Raw genomic sequence first — 19,614 nt, forward strand, 5'->3', positions numbered from 1 at the left:
GTTTAGTAGCATATTTTTTATTAGCGCCAGAGCAACAGCATACACTTTTACATCAAGGCGGTATTGACTAAAGGAGAGTAATGCAAGTGTTGAAATCAAAGAAACTATTAGTTGGCTTAGCATTTAGCGCCTTGTTTATCGGCGGATGTTCTAAAGATGCCTCTGAACCAGAAGAAGAAATATCCAAAATAGAGGATGAACCAGCTATTGAAGAGCCTGTGAAGGAAGAGACAATTTTGGCACCATTAACGGGAGAGGCTGTTACAGAAGAAGTGACACAGCGACCAATTATTGTGACTGTAAACAATCATCCTGCAGCTCGACCTCAATCAGGATTGGCAGCGGCAGATATGATTTACGAAATGTTAGCAGAAGGAAATGTCACTCGTTTACTAGCAGTCTATCAAAGCGAATTACCAGAAAATATTGGACCAGTACGAAGTGCACGTTCATATTTTATTGATATGGCAAAAGGCTTTGGTGCATTTTATGTAGCACACGGCTACAGTCCAGAGGCTAAAACGATGCTAAGCAATAATGTCGTTGATAATATTAATGGTATGAACTATGATGGCACACTATTTAAACGTTCTAATGATCGGGTAGCGCCACATAACTCCTATATAACTTCTGAAAATATTTTAAATGGTGCTGAAAAAGTAGGCGCTTCAATGAATTACAGTGAAAAAGTACATCAGGCTTTTTATGAACCCGATGAACGTGGTAAAATAGGCGTTGAAACAAGTCAAGTTGACATTTACTATGGGAATAGTAATTCTTTCCACAACACGTATGTATATGATCATCAAACAAATCGTTATGGACGACAATCGGCAGGCGTAGAAACAAAGGATATGTTGACAGGTGAAGCATTAACAGTTGCAAATGTTTTATTTTTTGAAATGAAGCACCAAACAATTGATGATGTTGGCCGCCAAGATATTGATTTAACCTCTGGTGGAAATGCGTATGTATTTCAAAATGGTTATTTAAGAGAAGTAAAATGGGCTAATATCGATGGATTACCAATGGCTGTCGAAGAGACTGGCGAACTTGTGAAGCTAGTTCCAGGAAAGTCATGGGTTCATTTCGTACCAGCTTCACCAGGGTTACAAGCAATGGTGAAAACGCAGCCTTAAGAGGGAGGAAAACCGCATGCAAATCGAAAAAATTCGAGGGCATCAAACAGATCAGTTATTTAAAGCAGTATTAGAACTGAAGGACATTGAAGAATGCTATAAATTTTTTGATGATTTATGTACGATTAGTGAGATACAATCGCTAGCACAACGATTTGAGGTAGCACATTTATTACGTTTAAAGAAAACCTATGAATCCATTAAAAAGGAGACAGGGGCAAGTACGGCAACGATTTCTCGTGTACGTCGATGCTTTGATTATGGAAATGATACATATGATGAAATGTTAGGTCGTTTGTATCCAGATGAAAAGCCATTTCAAGCGCCAAAAGAATAGTAAGTATGAGGCTGGGTAGAGTTTCTGCTCAGTCTTTTTCATTCTTTTGTAGAGAGTCATAAGCTATACTTGTAAACGGATAGATAGAAAAAGATAGGTGGTAAAATAGATGGATTATTTACAGTGGAGACATGTGTTCAAATTAGATCCAGCAAAGGAAATATCAGATGAAGCATTAGAAAAAATTTGTGAATCTGGAACAGATGTCATTTTAGTAGGCGGAACAGATGGAGTAACATTAGATGGCGTATTAGATTTACTTGTCCGCGTACGCCGTTTTGAAGTGCCGATAGCGCTGGAAATCTCTACGATTGATGCCGTAACGCCAGGCTATGACTATTATTTCATTCCAACAGTATTAAATAGTGATGACCCGAAATGGATTAAAAATTTACACCATGAGGCAATCAAAGAATATGGAGATATTATGGTGTGGGATGAGTTGGTCGCTGAAGGGTATTGTATTTTAAATCCAAATTGTAAAGTTGCAGAAGTAACACAAGCAAAAACAGATTTATCAGTGGATGATGTGGTTGCCTATGCACGTATGGCTGAAAACTTCTTTAAGCTACCTGTATTTTATTTAGAATATAGTGGTCAATATGGTGATATTGAAATGGTACGTGCTGTAAAAAATGAATTGCAAAAAACGAAACTATTTTATGGTGGCGGCATTACTTCTACTAAGCAAGCGGCGGAAATGGCACAGTATGCTGATACTGTCGTTGTAGGAAATATTATTTATGAAGATTTAAAAGCTGCGCTTGCGACTGTTAAGGCAGTTAAAAATGCGATATAATTAGGAACAAACGTTTGTAAGGTGGTGCGAAATGGAGCATTTAACAAAAAACTTATTAGTAGGAATGAACCCTGAACAAGAAAAAGCAGTGAAAACAACAGAAGGGCCATTACTTATTATGGCAGGTGCTGGTTCGGGAAAAACAAGAGTATTAACGCATCGTATTGCGTATTTAATCATAGAAAAAGAAGTATACCCATCGAAGATTTTAGCCATTACGTTCACGAATAAAGCAGCTCGTGAAATGCGCGAGCGTCTAGATGGGATTCTCGGAAATGGAACGGGCGACAGCATGTGGGTATCAACATTTCACTCGATGTGTGTACGCATTTTACGACGCAATATTGAGCAGCTGGGTATCTCGCGCAACTTCACGATTTTAGATTCTACAGATCAACTTTCCGTCATAAAGAATGTCTTGAAGGACGAAAATATTGACCCTAAGCGTTTTGAACCTCGTGCAATCTTAAACGCAATTAGCTCAGCGAAAAACGAATGTATAACTGCAGATGAATATGCAGGGCAAATTAATGAAAATAATCCTTATGAAAAAACGGTAGCGCGTGTTTATAAAGGATATGAAAAAAGATTACGACGCAATCAATCACTTGATTTTGATGATTTGATAATGACGACGATTACTTTATTTAAGCGAGTACCAGAAGTACTTGAATTTTATCAAAATAAATTTCAATATATCCACGTTGATGAATACCAAGATACAAATAAATCCCAATACTTACTTGTGCAATTACTTGCGAAGAAATTCAAAAATATTTGCGTAGTGGGGGATTCAGACCAATCCATTTATCGTTGGCGCGGCGCGGATATTGGGAATATCCTGTCTTTTGAAAAGGATTATCCAAATGCAAAGGTTATTATGCTAGAGCAAAATTACCGCTCAACAAAACGCATCCTTCAAGCTGCGAATGACGTCATTCAACATAACACAAGCCGTTACCCAAAAGAGCTGCGCACAGAAAATGCACATGGTGAAAAAATTGCTTTGTACAAGGCTTATAATGAGCAGGAAGAAGCTCAGTTTGTCGTGCAAACAATCCAACAGCTGATGGAAAAAGAAAATCGTTCATTCGATGACTTTGCCATTTTGTATCGTACGAATGCACAGTCTCGTGTAATGGAGGAAGTGTTAGTTAAGTCCAATATGGCTTATCAAATTGTCGGTGGTACAAAGTTCTATGACCGCAAAGAAATTAAAGATTTATTAGCTTATTTACGTCTCATTGCCAACAATGATGATGATTTATCACTTGCGCGTATTATTAATGAACCGAAGCGAAGTATTGGTGCGACCTCATTTGAAAAAATGGCGCGCTATGCAATCGATCAGGATCGCTCTATTTTTGATGCGATGAATGATCTCGTGTTTATGGGATTAACAGGGAAAGCTGCTGCTTCAGCAGAACATTTTTATGCAATGATTAAAGGCTTTACTGAAATGCAAAATTACTTGTCCGTTACGGAAATCGTAGAGCAAGTAATAGAGAAATCAGGCTATCGAGCAATGCTACAAAACGAAAAGAGCATTGAAGCGGAAAGTCGTTTAGAAAATATTGAAGAATTTTTATCTGTGACAAAATCATTTGAAGAACGTAGTGAAGATAAGAGCTTAATTGCCTTCTTAACTGATTTAGCGCTAATTGCAGATATTGATGCGCTTGATAAGGAAGATGCATCTAAAGGCAATATCATTTTAATGACGATGCATGCCGCTAAAGGATTAGAGTTCCCTGTTGTATTTATTATTGGTATGGAAGAAAATATTTTCCCTCATTCTCGTTCTCTTGATGATAATGATGAAATGGAAGAGGAAAGACGCCTTGCATATGTCGGCATCACACGGGCTGAGGAACGGTTATATTTAACATGTGCACAATCTCGAACGATCTTTGGTCGTTCAAGCTTTAACAATGCTTCCCGTTTCTTACGTGAAATTTCAGAGGAAATTTTAGAATCTATTTCAAAAGGTGGTCCAAAGCCTGAAGTACCATTTGGCTCAAGTAATCGTTCGGCAAGTGGTTATCAAAAACGGACACTTGGCGCGCAACAGCATACACAGCCAGCAACAGCACGTCTGCAAGCAACTGGTGGTGACCAGTTTGGTTGGAAAGCTGGAGATAAAGCGGTTCATAAAAAATGGGGAACAGGTATGGTTGTTAGCGTAAAAGGTGAGGGTGATAGTACAGAGCTAGATATCGCTTTTCCACAACCAATTGGTATTAAGCGACTACTAGCGCAGTTTGCACCTATTGAAAAAGCGTAAGCGGAGGAACTTAAATGAACGAAATTGAACAGCGCATAGCGGAGTTAAATAAATTACTGCATGAATATGGGCATGCGTATTACGTGCTAGATAAACCTCTTGTTGCAGATAGTGTATATGACCAACTACTACACGAACTCATTGCATTAGAAGAGGCAAATCCTTCACTCATTTACCCAGATTCACCGACACAGCGTGTTGGTGGTGCTATTATCGAGGGATTTAAAAAGGTGACGCATGATTATCCGATGCTAAGTCTGTCCAACGCATTTGATGAAGCGGGCTTACGGGAGTTTGACCGAAAAATTCGTCAAGCAATCGGTGATCACTTTTCGTATGTATGTGAACTGAAAATTGATGGTCTTGCCATTTCCCTAAAATATGAGAATGGTGTTTTTATCCAAGGTGCAACACGTGGTGATGGCGTAGTTGGTGAGGATATAACAGCGAATTTAAAAACAATTCGTGCTGTGCCACTTCGATTAAAAGAGCCAATTACGATTGAAGTGCGTGGCGAAGCATATATGCCTAAAAAGTCTTTTGAAAAATTGAATACACAGCGTGCTGAAAACGGTGAAGAACTATTTGCAAATCCTCGAAATGCCGCTGCTGGCTCATTACGTCAATTAGATCCGAAAATTGCCGCAAGTCGTCAACTATCAACTTTCATTTATGCAATTGGAGGAGATGGTGAGGCGTACGGTATTGATGGGCATGGCGAGATGCTAGATTATTTAGAAGGACTTGGCTTCCCATCAAATAAAGAACGTCAACGCTGTGCGTCAATCGAGGAAGTATTAACTTTTATCGAAACATGGACAGAAAATCGTCCGAATTTAGCCTATGAAATAGATGGTATCGTAATTAAGGTCGATCGTTTTGCGCAGCAAGATGAACTCGGCTATACAGCAAAAAGTCCACGCTGGGCAATTGCCTACAAATTCCCCGCAGAGGAAGTTGTAACGACATTGCTTAATATCGATTTAACAGTAGGTCGAACTGGCGTCGTGACACCAACGGCAATTTTAGCACCTGTACAAGTAGCGGGTACAACTGTGCAACGAGCATCTTTACACAATGAAGATTTAATTCGTGATAAAGATATTCGAATTGGGGATACAGTCATTATCCGAAAAGCAGGCGACATTATCCCACAAGTAGTCGGTGTATTACTAGAACAACGCCCAGAGGATTCAATTCCTTTTGAAATGCCAGCAAATTGCCCTGTTTGCGATAGTGAGCTTATTCGAATTGAGGGAGAAGTAGCCTTGCGCTGTGTAAATCCAGCATGTTTTGCACAAATTGCCGAGAGCATTAAATACTTTGTCTCCCGTAACGCCATGAACATTGATGGACTTGGTGAAAAGGTTGTTGAGCAGCTATTGCGTGCAGATTTAATTCATGATGTATCTGATTTATATCAGTTAACAGTGGAGCAATTAGTTGAGCTAGAGCGTATGGGCGAAAAATCAGCTACAAACTTAGTGAATGCTATTCAAGCATCGAAGGATAATTCGATGGAACGTCTACTTATTGGTTTAGGCATACGACATGTTGGCGAGAAGGCGGCGAAGATTGTCTCAGAAGAATTTGAGACGATGGAAGGCGTAATGGCTGCAACTGAGGAGCAGCTCGTAGCTATTCATGAAATTGGCGATAAAATGGCATCTTCACTCGTTGAATATTTTGCCAATGAAGATGCACGTGCCGTTATTAAGCGTCTTGCTGAAGCGGGTGTCAATATGACATATAAAGGCAAAAAGGTAGAGGTCGTCGTAGGTGACAATCCGTTTGCAGGGAAGACAATCGTACTAACTGGTAAACTTGAGCAATTGACACGGAACGATGCAAAGGCGAAAATAGAAGAGTTAGGTGGAATTGTCACAGGAAGTGTCAGTAAAAAAACGGATCTTGTTATAGCTGGTTCCGATGCAGGATCTAAACTGACAAAGGCACAACAATTAGGCATTGAAGTTTGGAACGAGGACGACCTAATTGAGCAACTAACTTAAACAATAAGTAAAAGATAAGCACTGGCAGATATTTGCGCTTAAACGTAAGCGTAATAGAACAGTTGCCAAAGACGAATCTGATAATAAGTAAAGGGGTACTAAAATAATGAAGTCATTTCGACTCATTCCAGCAATTGTAGCTGCTGCAATGCTAGTCGGCTGTGTGCCTTCGAACAAGAAGGAGACAGAGCTTACACAGGAAACGCAACAGGAAAAAGCGGAAACAACAATTATTCCAAGTCTACAGATTGATGAATCTTTCTATAAAACACTAATACCATATAAAGAAAGTGCAAGCCGTGGGTTAGTCGTTTCGAATATTTACACGAAATATGATATGAAGGAAGTAGAAACAGGATTAATGCGCCTTTCTCAAAATGAGTTTGACACAGAAAACTACTATTTCCAAGAAGGACAATATTTAGCTGAAAGCACAGTAAGTTCTTGGTTAGCACGTAGCTCGCAAACAGAGGATGGTTTAAACCCACCAACTACTGATGCGATGACCGCAGAAGAGCGAGCAACGAAAGCGCCTATTTATTTATCTCATATTGTGGAGCAAAATTATTTAAAGAAAACAGATGATAATAAGGTGAAATTAGCTGGTATATCAATAGGGCTCGCTTTGAATTCTATCTATTATTATCAAAAAGAAAAATATGGTGAGTATTACGAGGAGCCTATTCCTGAGTCTGCTCTTGTAGAGCAAGGCAAAAAAATGGCGGCCGAAATTGTTTCCCGTATGCGTACACGTGATGAATTAAAAGATGTGCCGATTGTCGTTGGGTTGTTTAAACAGCAAGCGCGCAACGAAATTATTCCAGGTACGTATTTTACTTACGGTGTGGCAAAAGAGGGCCAAAATGATATTGGCGATTGGCAACCTCTTGATGAAGAATATGTGATGTTCCCAACAGATGACACACATGATACTTATCGAGATGTTAGTAATAACTTCAAAAACTTCAAGCAAGATGTCGATAAATATTTTTCTAACTATACAAGTGTTATTGGCACAGGCTTCTATCAAAATAAAAAAATACAAAAGCTAACGATTGAAATTCCAATCCAATTTTTCGGCACTGCTGAAATTATAGGCTTTACACAATATTTGACGGGCGCCCTTATCAATCAGTTTGATAATATAAATGTCGAAGTGAGCATTACTTCTATTAATGGGCCAGAGGCTTTAATTATGAAAGAAGCGAATGATAAAGACCCGTATGTACACGTTTATGAATAAAAAATAGTCAGCCTTGTGCTGGCTATTTTTATGCAAATTCGCGCTTCAATCCAATAGGTATTGTTTAATAGAAGTGGACAATGTCCATCATACGTAAGTAGCTGTTAGGAAAGCCTCCAGGAAATGGAGACAAGCTAACGAGGATAGTCTTTGTTCAACAAAAGATGACATGTAAGGACAACACTTTGTTATAGTAGTGAAAGTTTCTGTATTTTTGGTGAAAGTTGTGATTTTTAATAGGAAAAATGTTATGATTATTGGCATGGTTAACTTTATTCAACCCTATTGTTATCAACAAAAACAATGAATTGGATCGTATTCGGAGGTGTAAAAAATGGCAAAATTAACAAAAGAAGAAGTTAAGCACGTTGCGAACTTAGCACGTCTTGCAATTACAGAAGAAGAAGCCGAAAAATTTGCTGAGCAACTTGGGAAAATTACTGACTTTGCAGAGCAGCTAAACGAGTTAGATACTACAAATGTTGAACCAACAACACACGTATTACCATTAGTAAACGTAATGCGTGAAGACGTGGCAACAAAAGGTCTAGACCGTGATGTAATGATGTTAAACGTAAAAGAACAAGAAGATGGTCAAGTAAAAGTACCAGCTATCATGTAATACTAAAAAATAGGAGGATTCCTCATGACGTTATTTGAACGTTCAGCAAAGGAGCTACAAGCTGAAATTAAAGCTGGTAACCTAACAATCGCTGACTTAACAAAAGAAGCATATGAACGCGTAACAAAGCTTGACGGCGATGTACAAGCATTCCTTGCTTCAAACGAAGAAAAAGCAACTGCACAAGCAGCTGAAATGGACAAAGTGCCATTTGAAGAACGTGGACCACTTTTTGGTCTTCCTATTGGTGTAAAAGACAATATCGTAACAGAAGGCTTAGAAACAACTTGTGCTTCTAAAATCCTTGAAGGATTTATGCCTATTTACGATGCGACAGTCGTTAATAAGCTACGCGAAGCTGGCATGATTACAATCGGTAAATTGAACATGGACGAGTTTGCAATGGGTTCATCAAATGAAAACTCATACTATAAAACAACAAAAAATCCATGGAACTTAAATCACGTACCAGGTGGTTCTTCAGGTGCGTCTGCGGCAGCAGTTGCAGCAGGAGAAGTACCATTCTCACTTGGTTCAGATACAGGTGGTTCAATCCGTCAACCAGCAGCATATTGCGGTGTCGTAGGGATGAAACCTACATACGGTCGTGTATCTCGCTTTGGACTAGTAGCATTTGCTTCTTCATTAGATCAAATCGGACCAATTACACGTAATGTTGAAGACAATGCGCTATTACTAGAAGCTATTTCAGGATTAGACACTAATGATTCAACTTCAGCAAATGTAGAAGTACCAAACTTCGCAGCAGCATTGACTGGCGATGTAAAAGGTTTACGTATTGCTGTACCAAAAGAATTTTTAGGTGAAGGTGTTGGCGAAGCAGCACGTCAATCAGTACTTGATGCACTAGAAGTACTAAAAGGCTTAGGTGCGACAGTAGAAGAAGTATCACTTCCACATTCTAAATATGCACTTGCGGCGTACTATATCCTTTCTTCTTCTGAAGCGTCTTCAAACCTTTCTCGTTTTGATGGTATCCGCTATGGTTTCCGCGCAGAGAACGTTAATAACTTAATGGACCTTTACAAAGAAACACGTGCACAAGGCTTTGGTGATGAAGTAAAACGCCGTATCATGCTAGGAACGTATTCACTTAGCGCTGGTACTTACGATGCTTATTACAAAAAAGCACAGCAAGCACGTACACTAATTAAAGCTGACTACGACAAAGTATTTGAAGACTTTGATGTAATCATTGGACCTACAGCACCTACGCCAGCATTTAAAATTGGTGAAAATGTTGATGACCCAATGACGATGTATGCTAACGATATTTTAACAATTCCAATGAACTTAGCGGGTGTGCCAGCGATTTCAATTCCATGTGGCTTTGAAAACGGTCTACCATTAGGCTTACAAATCATTGGTAAATACTTCGATGAAGCAACAATTTACCGTGTAGCGCATGCATTCGAGCAAGCTACAGAATTCCATAAAGAAGTTCCTCAAATTTGGGAGGGAAAATAACATGAACTTTGAAACAGTCATTGGTTTAGAAGTACACGTTGAGTTAAAAACAAACTCAAAAATCTTCTCGCCAGCGCCAGCTCACTTCGGCGCTGAACCAAATACAAATACAACAGTAATCGACCTAGGCTATCCTGGTGTCCTTCCTGTCTTAAATAAAAATGTTGTAGATTTCGCAATGCGTGCAGCACTTGCACTAAACATGGAAATCGAGCAAGAAACAAAATTTGACCGTAAAAACTACTTCTATCCAGATAATCCGAAAGCATATCAAATTTCACAATTCGATAAGCCAATTGGGAAAAACGGTTGGATTGATATTGAAGTAGATGGTTATACAAAACGTATCGGTATTACGCGCCTTCATATGGAAGAAGATGCTGGTAAACTATCTCATGCTGGCGACCATTCTTTAGTGGACTTTAACCGTCAAGGTACACCGCTTGTAGAAATCGTTTCTGAGCCAGATCTTCGCACAGCAAATGAAGCGTATGCTTACCTTGAAAAATTAAAATCAATTATCCAATATACAGATGTTTCAGATTGTAAAATGGAAGAAGGTTCACTGCGCTGTGATGCCAACATTTCAATTCGCCCATATGGCCAAGAAGAATTCGGTACAAAAACAGAGCTTAAAAACCTTAACTCATTTAACTACGTACGTCGCGGTATTGAGCACGAAGAGTTACGCCAAGCGGACGTATTACTTTCAGGTGGCGTGATTGATCAAGAAACGCGTCGCTTTGATGAAAAAACAGGTAAAACTATTTTAATGCGTGTGAAAGAAGGAACGGATGATTATCGTTACTTCCCAGAGCCAGATTTAGTGCGTCTGTCAATCGACGATGAGTGGTTAGAGCGCGTAAAATCAGAAATTCCTGAACTTCCAGATGCTCGTAAAAAACGTTATGTTGAAGATTTAGGATTAACTTCATATGATGCTGGCGTGCTTGTTATTTCTAAAGAAATTTCTGATTTCTTTGAAGCAATGGTAGCTGAAGGCGCGGATGCAAAACTTTCTGCAAACTGGTTGATGGGTGATGTTTCTGCCTATTTAAATGCTGAACAAAAAGATCTTAAAGATACTGCATTAACTCCAGAAAACCTAGCAGGCATGGTGAAATTAATTACGGACGGTACAATTTCTTCTAAAATCGGTAAAAAAGTATTTACGGAGTTAGTCGAAAATGGTGGTTCAGCTAATGACATCGTGAAGGCAAAAGGATTAGTACAAATTTCTGATGAGGGTGCATTATTAGCTATTGTCACAGAAGTATTAGATAACAATGCACAATCAATCGAGGACTTTAAAAACGGTAAGGATCGTGCAATTGGCTTCTTAGTTGGACAAATTATGAAAGCTACAAAAGGCCAAGCGAACCCACCAATGGTTAACAAATTATTACAACAAGAAATTGCGAAACGCTAATTCTTTGTTTTTACAATGAGTCAAGAGAGTGAATTCACTTTCTTGGCTTTTTAAATGCAAAGATTGTACATACTAACAAATCGTATAACACTAAATAGTTGTCTAAAAAGAGTATTCATAGCAAAATATAGAATAGAACAATCACTTCACTAAAAAAGGGGATAAGTATATGAAAACTGAACAACAATATTTTGAAGAAGCCATTTCAATTCAACAATATATGGACAATATGACAACACTTAAAGAAGACAGCTTCCGAATTTATGATGGCTTTGAAGTGCCAATGAATGATGGTTTTGTAGCTTTATTGAAGGACAAGCAACCGAAAATTTTAACAATTACTGAAGATTGGTGCGGTGATGCGATGTTAAATAATCCGATTATTCGCCGTGTTGCAGAGGCAGCTGGATTAGATATGCGCACAGTATTACGTGATGCAGATACAGATTTAATTGACCGTTATTTAACAAACGGTGGCCGTGCAATTCCAATGTATATTTTATTAAATGAAGCAGGTCAGGTTATAGGAAAATGGGGACCACGTGCGCCTGAATTACAGGATATTGTTGTGAAGAAAAGAGCGACATTACCAGACAAAGAAGATCCAACGTTTGAGGACGCACAAAAAGCACTTTACAGTGAAATTCGCGAAGATAATATTACGAACAAACAAAATTGGACATATGTATACGAGGATTTCAAGAAACATGTCACAGTAGCATTGCAATAATCTGGCATTGCTTAATTAAAGCTGTAACGTACAATACGTGTTTATTTTGGCGTATTAAAAGCATATGGTGTAATTTGAGTTGCAAGGCGTAGTACTTCGCATGAAATCATCTGTGCAACATTTCAATGGTTTATTCGTTGAAAGTATTAGAATCTTATGAAGCAGGAAGGTATGTTATGAAACGAGCAAGAATCATTTATAATCCTACATCTGGGCGAGAAGCGTTTAAAAAGCATCTACCAGAAGTATTGGAGAAACTAGAGGTAGCAGGCTATGAGACATCTTGTCACGCAACAACTTGTGAAGGCGATGCTATAGAAGCAGCAAAAAACGCAGTAGAACGTGGATTTGATATTATCATAGCAGTTGGTGGAGATGGTACGTTAAATGAGGTTGTTTCTGGTGTAGCCCAATTCGAAAAGCGTCCGAAGATTGGCCTAATTCCAATGGGGACAACGAATGATTTTGCACGTGCTGTCCATATTCCACGAAATATTGATGAAGCCGTTGATATTATTATTAAAGGCGATACCTTACCAGTTGATGTTGGATTGTTAAATGGAGAACGCTATTTCATCAATATCGCTGCTGGGGGACGTATTACTGAGCTAACATACGAAGTGCCAAGCAAAATGAAAACGATGCTAGGGCAGTTAGCTTATTATTTAAAAGCAGTTGAAATGATCCCTTCCATTAAGGCATCACATATGCGTATTGAATATGATGGTGAAGTATTTGATGGAGATGCAATGATGTTTTTATGTGGCTTAACGAATTCTGTAGGAGGCTTTGAAAAGCTTGCACCAGATGCAAGCATAAATGATGGCTACTTCACTTTATTAGTATTGAAAAAAGTGAGTCTTCCAGAATTTATTCAACTTGCGGCAATGGCGTTACGAGGGGAACATTTAAAGGATGATCGTGTTATTTATAAAAAGGCAAGTGTTGTAAAAGTTACGACGGAAAACGAAGTGCATTTAAATCTAGATGGCGAGTATGGTGGAGATGCGCCTGCTACATTTGAAAACTTAAAACGCCATATTGAACTTTTTGTACCACTTGAAGACATTCGTGAGGAAGATCGTATTTAAATTTCATCATATGGAACAATTGGAAGATAAGAGTGAATAATTTTAGCGTTTTTACACTTATTTGTTAATAATCTCCTCGGTAATTGGGATTGTGAACGAATTAAGAAAAATGTTTGGCGAATATACGTATATTAAATGAACAATATTTGAAACCTTTATATTAGGCCGAAGTTTCGGTCCATTATAAAGGTTTTTTGCGTTGAAATAGTAGAAAATATGGGTAGGGATAAGGGAAAGGAAGTGGTGCAATGTGTATAAGTCACAGGAAAGAAAGCTTATCTGGTTAAGCTTTGGTGTTGCGATTATCATGCTACTTTCCATACTTGGAAGAATATTCGGTAGTTAGGAGGGCAATAAGATGATTAATGAATCAGCAGTCTTTTGGAGTCGTGCATTAACAGAGCTTACGTTATCGTTCCACATCATTTATGCAACGATTGGTGTCGGCGTGCCGTTAATGATTATGATTGCGCAATGGACTGGTTATAAAAAGAATGATGAGCATTATATATTAATGGCACGACGTTGGGCACGAGGTTTCGTCATTACCGTTGCTGTAGGGGTCGTTACAGGTACAGCAATCGGTTTACAATTATCGTTACTATGGCCGAATTTTATGCAACTTGCAGGGCAAACTATAGCATTACCACTCTTTATGGAAACCTTTGCATTCTTCTTTGAAGCCATTTTCTTAGGTATCTACTTATATACTTGGGATCGTTTCGATAGTCAGAAAAAACATATGCTCCTTCTAATACCTGTTGCTGTAGGTGCATCGATGTCTGCCGTTTTTATAACAATCGTCAACGCCTTTATGAACGCACCACAAGGCTTTGACATAGTGGACGGTCAGCTTATTAATATTCAACCATTTCTAGCAATGTTTAACCCAGCAATGCCCACTAAAGTCGCGCACGTGCTTGTAACCGCATACATGACATCCGCATTTGTGTTGGCAGCAATCGCAGGTTATCGTATGCTTAGAGGCTCAGATCATATTTATCATAAAAAATCATTATTTTTACTAATGAAAATTGGCTTAGTTTCGTCCATTGCAGCAGCCATTATAGGAGATTTCTCAGGTAAATACTTAGCGGAATACCAACCAGAAAAATTAGCTGCAGCAGAATGGCATTTTGAAACAACAGATAAAGCATCGCTTATATTACTAGGTGTATTGGATGGCGAAGAGGTGAAGTATGCTATAAAAGTTCCATATGCATTAAGTATACTTGCACGTAATAATCCAAATGCAGAAGTAATCGGTTTAGATCAATTTGCGGAGGAAGACCGACCACCACTCTATATCCACTATCTGTTTAACATCATGGTCTTTATCGGCATGTTCATGGTTTTAGTATCATTACTTTACGTAGTAGGTAAACCAAGAGGTTGGCAGTTTATTCATTCTAGATGGTTTAGATGGGTTATCGTTGCGGGTGCACCACTGTCCATAATTGCCATTGAAGCAGGCTGGTGGCTTGCAGAGGTTGGACGTCAACCATGGATATTATACGGTATTATGCGAACACCAGAGGGAGCTACAACGAGCGATCACGTCGATTTAATGATGCTGTTATTCTCTGGTGTGTACGCCGTACTTGGAGTTGGTAGTACTGTCGTATTAATTCGAATGTTTAAAAAGAACCCGATTGAGCGAGAAATTGAAGATCGCAATACAGAAAAGGGCGGTGACATCATATGACATTAGAAGTATTAGGGATTTCAGTATTGTGGATTTTCCTTTTTGGTTATGTGATGATCGCATCCATTGATTTTGGTGCAGGTTTTTTCAATGCGTACAGTCTCCTTATTGGGAAAAACCATATCATAACGAATATTATTAAACGATATTTATCGCCTGTATGGGAAGTAACGAATGTCTTTTTAGTATTTTTCTTTGTAGGGATTGTAGGATTTTTCCCTCAAACAGCATTTTATTATGGCACGATTTTGCTTGTGCCAGTTAGTATTTCATTAGTGCTACTGGCGATTCGTGGCTCGTACTATGCCTTTGAATCGTATGGTGCACGTGGACATATCGGGTATTCACTGACATATGGCTTAACTGGTTTACTGATTCCAGCATCACTTTCTGTAGTATTTGCTATTGCAGGTGGTGGCTATGTGGATATGGTGGAAGGGCAACCAGTATTAAATTATTGGACACTATATACGAGTACATTTGCTTGGAGTATTGTCGTACTAAGCATAGCAGCTGTCCTTTATATATCCGCAGTATTTTTAACGTGGTATGCACATAAAGCAACCGATGTAGAGGCAACAAATTTAATGCGAAAATATGCATTAATTTGGGCTGCACCATTAATGATTAGTGCACTGGGCATTATGTATGAGATGAAATCCATTAACCCAGAAAGCTATCAGCATATGGTCAACTTATGGTGGATGTTTGCCATTTCAGCAGTATTATTTATTATCACGGTCATATTGCTATGGATGCGAAAAAATTATGGGCTTGCTGTAGGATTATTAATCGCACAATTCGCGGTAGCATTTTTTGCTTATGGTATTGCGCAATACCCATATTTACTGTATCCATATTTAACAATCTACGACAGCTTTACAAATACACAAATGGCCATTGCGTTAGTCATCGTATTCGTTTTAGGATTATGCCTGCTTCTGCCTTCACTCTATTTATTGTTGAAACTATTCTTATTTAACAAAAATTATGTGACAGGGAAAGAAGACCATCATGCATAGGAGGTTACAGCGATGGAAAAAATTGAAATGTTTTATGCACCATTTATAGTAGTTATTATTAGTATTATCATTATGTTTTGGTGGGCACCAAAAGATGATTATGTAAGGAACAATAAGAGAAAGAGTCGCGAATAGCGGCTCTTTTTTACACTGTATAGGCTAAAACTATTGATCAATTGAAGATACGCTAAGGAAAACGGGGAGTTCATTCACATTGCGAGTCATGGTGTTTCAGGCAGAATAGCATGATAATTTCATGCCTTGTTCTTTTTTCCTCCGCTATCACATGCTACAATAAGAAGATTGAAATGGAGGATGTACGAATGTCAGCACCCGTAAAAAAGAATGACCAACTTACAGTTTATATAGAAGATTTAACACATGATGGCAATGGTGTCGCAAAAGTCGATGGCTATCCATTATTTATTCAAGGTGCATTACCGAATGAAACAGCAGAAGTACACGTTTTAAAAACGTTAAAAAATTATGGCTTTGCAAAAGTGAAGGAAATTATTAAACCGTCACCAGATCGAGTAGATGCACCATGCGATTATTTTAAGCAATGCGGTGGCTGTCAGTTACAGCATCTATCCTACGAGGGGCAGTTAAAGTGGAAGGAAAATATGGTAAGAAATGTTATGCAACGTTTAGGCAAAATCGACGCACCTGTTTTACCAGTGAAGGGCATGGAGGAGCCATGGCAATATCGCAATAAAGCTCAAATACCATTTTCCACAAATGACACAGGACAAGTCATTGCTGGCTTCTACAAAACAAAATCACATACAATTGTTGATATGGACCGTTGTCTAATCCAAACAGGCGAAGCGGACGCGATTCTTTCTGGATTAAAAAAAGAATTAACGGCAATTGGTATTCAACCTTATAATGAAGCATCACATGATGGGATGCTGCGTCACGTTGTTATCCGAACTGCACGTGCAACTGGAGAGGTGATGGTTGTACTCGTTACGAAAAAGAAAAAATTCCCGCAAAAAGAAGCGGCTGTAGCGAGCATTTTAAAGCTTGTGCCAAACGTGACATCTATTATGCAAAACATCAATAGCGATAAAACAAACGTTATATTTGGGGATGAAACGATCAACCTTTGGGGCAAAGATGTAATCATTGATTCTATCGGTGATGTGCGCTTTGAAATTTCGGCACGCTCTTTCTACCAAGTAAATCCTCAGCAAACAGAAGTACTATACAAGCAAGCGTTAGACTACGCTGATTTACAAGGGCATGAACGCGTCATTGATGCCTACTGCGGTATCGGTACCATTTCTTTATTCCTTGCACAAAAAGCGAAGGCCGTAATGGGTGTCGAAATCGTTCCACAAGCTATTGAAGATGCAAAACGCAATGCAGAGCTTAACGGCTTTACCAATACGTACTTTGAGGCAGGACCAGCAGAAGAAGTGATTCCACGCTGGTATAAGGAAGGCAAGGAAGCAGACGTCCTTGTTGTAGATCCACCACGTAAAGGATGCGATGAGGCACTTTTACAAACGATTTTAGAGCAACGTCCAAAACGAGTTGTTTACGTATCCTGTAACCCAGCAACACTCGCACGCGACCTTCGCATCTTGGAGGACGGCGGATACAAAACACAGGAAGTTCAACCTGTCGATATGTTCCCGCACTCTACACATGTAGAGTGTGTCTCGCAACTCATTTTAAAAGAAGGCAACTAACCATGGCTAGTTGCCCTTCTATACAGTTTTTATTCTACTTGTAAGGGGTTCACGAAGGTATAATGAATGTGGATATTACCATCGTGAGTACAAGTAATTTTCTCAACCAATGAATGAAGTATAGGAGGCGTTAGTGCATCTAAGGAAAGAACATCTTTTAGTTTTATTCCTATAGATACTGCATAATTTTCGTCTTCACATTCGGATACTTTTTCATTTAGTTGAACTTTCTTAGTTTGTAGTTCCTTAATATTGTTATCTGTTAGATCTCGATACTCAATCAGTTCTTCTTTCGAGATAATATTGTCAGTATACAAATGGACATATTCGAGTTTCTTTTGTTTTAAAGCATCGATTTCAGATTGAGTTTTTTCTAGCTCTTTTTGAATCTGATGCTTTTTCTTATTAAGCTTTTTCAAGAAGGTCTGTAAAAAACTTTCCTCTTTCAAAGTATTATATAGTGGCTTTAGGTCATTCATGATAACGTCTATTAATTCTCTTTCACGAACTGCAGTTTTATTCAAGCAGTACGTATCACCATGCCTTAAGTTGCCACCACACCTATATCCTTTCTGATTGGCTTTGTACCACATACCTTTCTGACATTCTTCACAGTAAAGTAAGTTTGTAAAAAGGTGTTTTTGTGGAGCAGTACCTGATTTTGTTCGACGTTGCAAAAACTCTTGAACTTTATTGAATGTTTCTTTTTCAATAATAGACTCATGAGTGTTCTCATTGAAGATTTGATTCTCTTCATCAATTTCTCTTCTATATGATGAAGTTACAGATATCATTTCAGATCGACCTTGTACGAGATCCCCAATATAATGTCTGTTCTTAAGAATTTTCTTAATTGTAGAACCATGCCATTGTGTTGATGCATTTGATTTCTTGGCAACTTGTGCAGGTGTAAGCACTTCTTCTGCCGTCAAATTTTTAGCAATGGTATCCATACCTATACCTTCGAGATAATCGGAGAATATACGCCTAATAATATTTGGCGTATTGTCTTCTTTTATTTTCAATACACCATTATCAACTGAATAGCCATACGGAGGATGGGAACCAATGTATAGTCCGCGTTGTGCTTTTACCTTTTTTGCTTGTTTATTTCGACGGCTGCTATTTGCTGACTCAGTTTCATATAGCCAAGCGAATAATCCAAAGTTTTGAACATTTCCTTCCAGTGTATTTATGGAATTATCAAGGCAGACTATATGGATATTGTTAAATTGACAAATATCCCGTAGTTCATAAGAAAGTTTACCGTTCCTCGCTAGACGGGATAATTCCTTTGCTAAGATAACATCATACTCTCCATCTTTACCATCTTCAATTAAAGCCTTCAATCCAGGACGATTGCTCTTTGTACCAGTTTTTTTATCTATATAAACTTTTACGATTTCCCAGTTTTTTTGAGCAGCATAATTATTAAAAATGTCGATTTGATTTTCAATAGATGTTGCTTGTGAATCCATGTTTGTTGAAACGCGTGCGTATACTGCGCATCTCATGCATAATCACCACCATGATTAATTTTTTTATGAGATGCTGGTGGGTTTATAGCATTAGTATTTACTTTCTTTTCGAGTTCTAATTCAATTAGTTGACGTAAAATATGTGAAGCATTTACTGCTTTATCAGACGATGCATATGATCGAATAATTTTCATTAAAATGTTTCTCCTTTAATAATTAGTTATAAAAATAAAAAAACCGCAGAATCACATAGCCAAAAAAGTTTGACTATGTGACCTCTGCGGTTTTCGCTTATCGGGTTACAATATTGGATTAAGTATTTCTTAAATCATTATATCTTTGCATTTTTATATTTTAAGACTCTTAAAAAAATAATTATTTTTTAAGTTTAGATTTTCGGTTACTTGACCATAAATGAATTATAGCTTCGGTTATATAGCCATCGAAGTATACTAAGATGGTTGGAAAACCGAATGACTATGCTCTAAATCGTTTGATATCAAGGGATTTAGAGGGAAGCAGTTTTGTGAAAGTGTAA

At 38.3% G+C, this 19,614-nt stretch carries 17 protein-coding genes; 15 read left to right on the forward strand and 2 right to left on the reverse strand.

What is annotated here, in order from left to right:
- Window positions 1-86 precede the first annotated feature (86 nt).
- The 15 genes from ACIQ1H_RS20040 (at window position 87) to rlmD (ending at window position 17,598) form a co-directional block, all read left to right on the forward strand.
- The gene (locus ACIQ1H_RS20040) at window positions 87-1,139 is read left to right on the forward strand and encodes a DUF3048 domain-containing protein (protein WP_402891320.1); all 1,053 of its coding nucleotides are present in this window, start codon (window positions 87-89) and stop codon (window positions 1,137-1,139) included.
- Window positions 1,140-1,155: 16 nt separating this feature from the next.
- Window positions 1,156-1,476 (forward strand): YerC/YecD family TrpR-related protein, encoded by a 321-nt coding sequence (locus tag ACIQ1H_RS20045; protein WP_004225717.1) that lies wholly within the window; start codon window positions 1,156-1,158, stop codon window positions 1,474-1,476.
- 109 nt (window positions 1,477-1,585) lie between these two features.
- On the forward strand, window positions 1,586-2,275 hold the full coding sequence (pcrB, locus tag ACIQ1H_RS20050) for a heptaprenylglyceryl phosphate synthase (protein ID WP_337980358.1): 690 nt from the start codon (window positions 1,586-1,588) through the stop codon (window positions 2,273-2,275).
- Window positions 2,276-2,306: 31 nt separating this feature from the next.
- Entirely contained in the window at window positions 2,307-4,559 is a 2,253-nt protein-coding gene (gene pcrA / locus ACIQ1H_RS20055) for a DNA helicase PcrA (protein WP_402891323.1), read from the forward strand.
- A gap of 14 nt (window positions 4,560-4,573) precedes the next feature.
- A complete protein-coding gene (ligA, locus tag ACIQ1H_RS20060; protein WP_402891326.1) occupies window positions 4,574-6,571 on the forward strand; it encodes an NAD-dependent DNA ligase LigA in 1,998 nt (665 codons plus the stop codon).
- 106 nt (window positions 6,572-6,677) lie between these two features.
- Complete coding sequence (locus ACIQ1H_RS20065) at window positions 6,678-7,814, forward strand: CamS family sex pheromone protein (RefSeq protein ID WP_173479643.1); 1,137 nt, start codon at window positions 6,678-6,680, stop codon at window positions 7,812-7,814.
- 334 nt (window positions 7,815-8,148) lie between these two features.
- Window positions 8,149-8,436, forward strand: coding sequence for an Asp-tRNA(Asn)/Glu-tRNA(Gln) amidotransferase subunit GatC (gene gatC, locus ACIQ1H_RS20070; protein WP_024364473.1), 288 nt, complete (start codon window positions 8,149-8,151; stop codon window positions 8,434-8,436).
- Window positions 8,437-8,460: 24 nt separating this feature from the next.
- A complete protein-coding gene (gatA, locus tag ACIQ1H_RS20075; protein ID WP_402891328.1) occupies window positions 8,461-9,924 on the forward strand; it encodes an Asp-tRNA(Asn)/Glu-tRNA(Gln) amidotransferase subunit GatA in 1,464 nt (487 codons plus the stop codon).
- A 1-nt stretch (window position 9,925) separates the two neighbouring features.
- Window positions 9,926-11,353, forward strand: coding sequence for an Asp-tRNA(Asn)/Glu-tRNA(Gln) amidotransferase subunit GatB (gene gatB, locus ACIQ1H_RS20080; protein WP_173479640.1), 1,428 nt, complete (start codon window positions 9,926-9,928; stop codon window positions 11,351-11,353).
- Between the two features lie 169 nt (window positions 11,354-11,522).
- Window positions 11,523-12,083, forward strand: coding sequence for a thioredoxin family protein (locus tag ACIQ1H_RS20085; protein ID WP_402891332.1), 561 nt, complete (start codon window positions 11,523-11,525; stop codon window positions 12,081-12,083).
- 176 nt (window positions 12,084-12,259) lie between these two features.
- Entirely contained in the window at window positions 12,260-13,174 is a 915-nt protein-coding gene (locus ACIQ1H_RS20090) for a diacylglycerol kinase (protein ID WP_402891335.1), read from the forward strand.
- Between the two features lie 358 nt (window positions 13,175-13,532).
- On the forward strand, window positions 13,533-14,879 hold the full coding sequence (locus tag ACIQ1H_RS20095; protein ID WP_402891338.1) for a cytochrome ubiquinol oxidase subunit I: 1,347 nt from the start codon (window positions 13,533-13,535) through the stop codon (window positions 14,877-14,879).
- Window positions 14,876-15,901, forward strand: coding sequence for a cytochrome d ubiquinol oxidase subunit II (locus ACIQ1H_RS20100; RefSeq protein ID WP_402891340.1), 1,026 nt, complete (start codon window positions 14,876-14,878; stop codon window positions 15,899-15,901). The genes ACIQ1H_RS20095 and ACIQ1H_RS20100 overlap by 4 nt, the downstream gene beginning before the upstream one ends.
- A gap of 12 nt (window positions 15,902-15,913) precedes the next feature.
- On the forward strand, window positions 15,914-16,036 hold the full coding sequence (gene cydS / locus ACIQ1H_RS20105; protein WP_402891343.1) for a cytochrome bd oxidase small subunit CydS family protein: 123 nt from the start codon (window positions 15,914-15,916) through the stop codon (window positions 16,034-16,036).
- 188 nt (window positions 16,037-16,224) lie between these two features.
- Window positions 16,225-17,598: a 23S rRNA (uracil(1939)-C(5))-methyltransferase RlmD gene (rlmD, locus tag ACIQ1H_RS20110; RefSeq protein WP_402891346.1), complete on the forward strand. Its 1,374-nt coding sequence runs from the start codon at window positions 16,225-16,227 to the stop codon at window positions 17,596-17,598.
- A 29-nt stretch (window positions 17,599-17,627) separates the two neighbouring features.
- On the opposite strand, the gene ACIQ1H_RS20115 is transcribed toward rlmD, so the two are convergent.
- Window positions 17,628-19,112, reverse strand: coding sequence for a recombinase family protein (locus ACIQ1H_RS20115; protein ID WP_402891348.1), 1,485 nt, complete (start codon window positions 19,110-19,112; stop codon window positions 17,628-17,630).
- Entirely contained in the window at window positions 19,109-19,270 is a 162-nt protein-coding gene (locus tag ACIQ1H_RS20120) for a hypothetical protein (RefSeq protein ID WP_332292362.1), read from the reverse strand. The genes ACIQ1H_RS20115 and ACIQ1H_RS20120 overlap by 4 nt, the downstream gene beginning before the upstream one ends.
- Window positions 19,271-19,614: the final 344 nt, after the last annotated feature.

The organism is Lysinibacillus sp. NPDC097279, assembly GCF_044761745.1.
Lineage (GTDB): Bacteria > Bacillota > Bacilli > Bacillales_A > Planococcaceae > Lysinibacillus.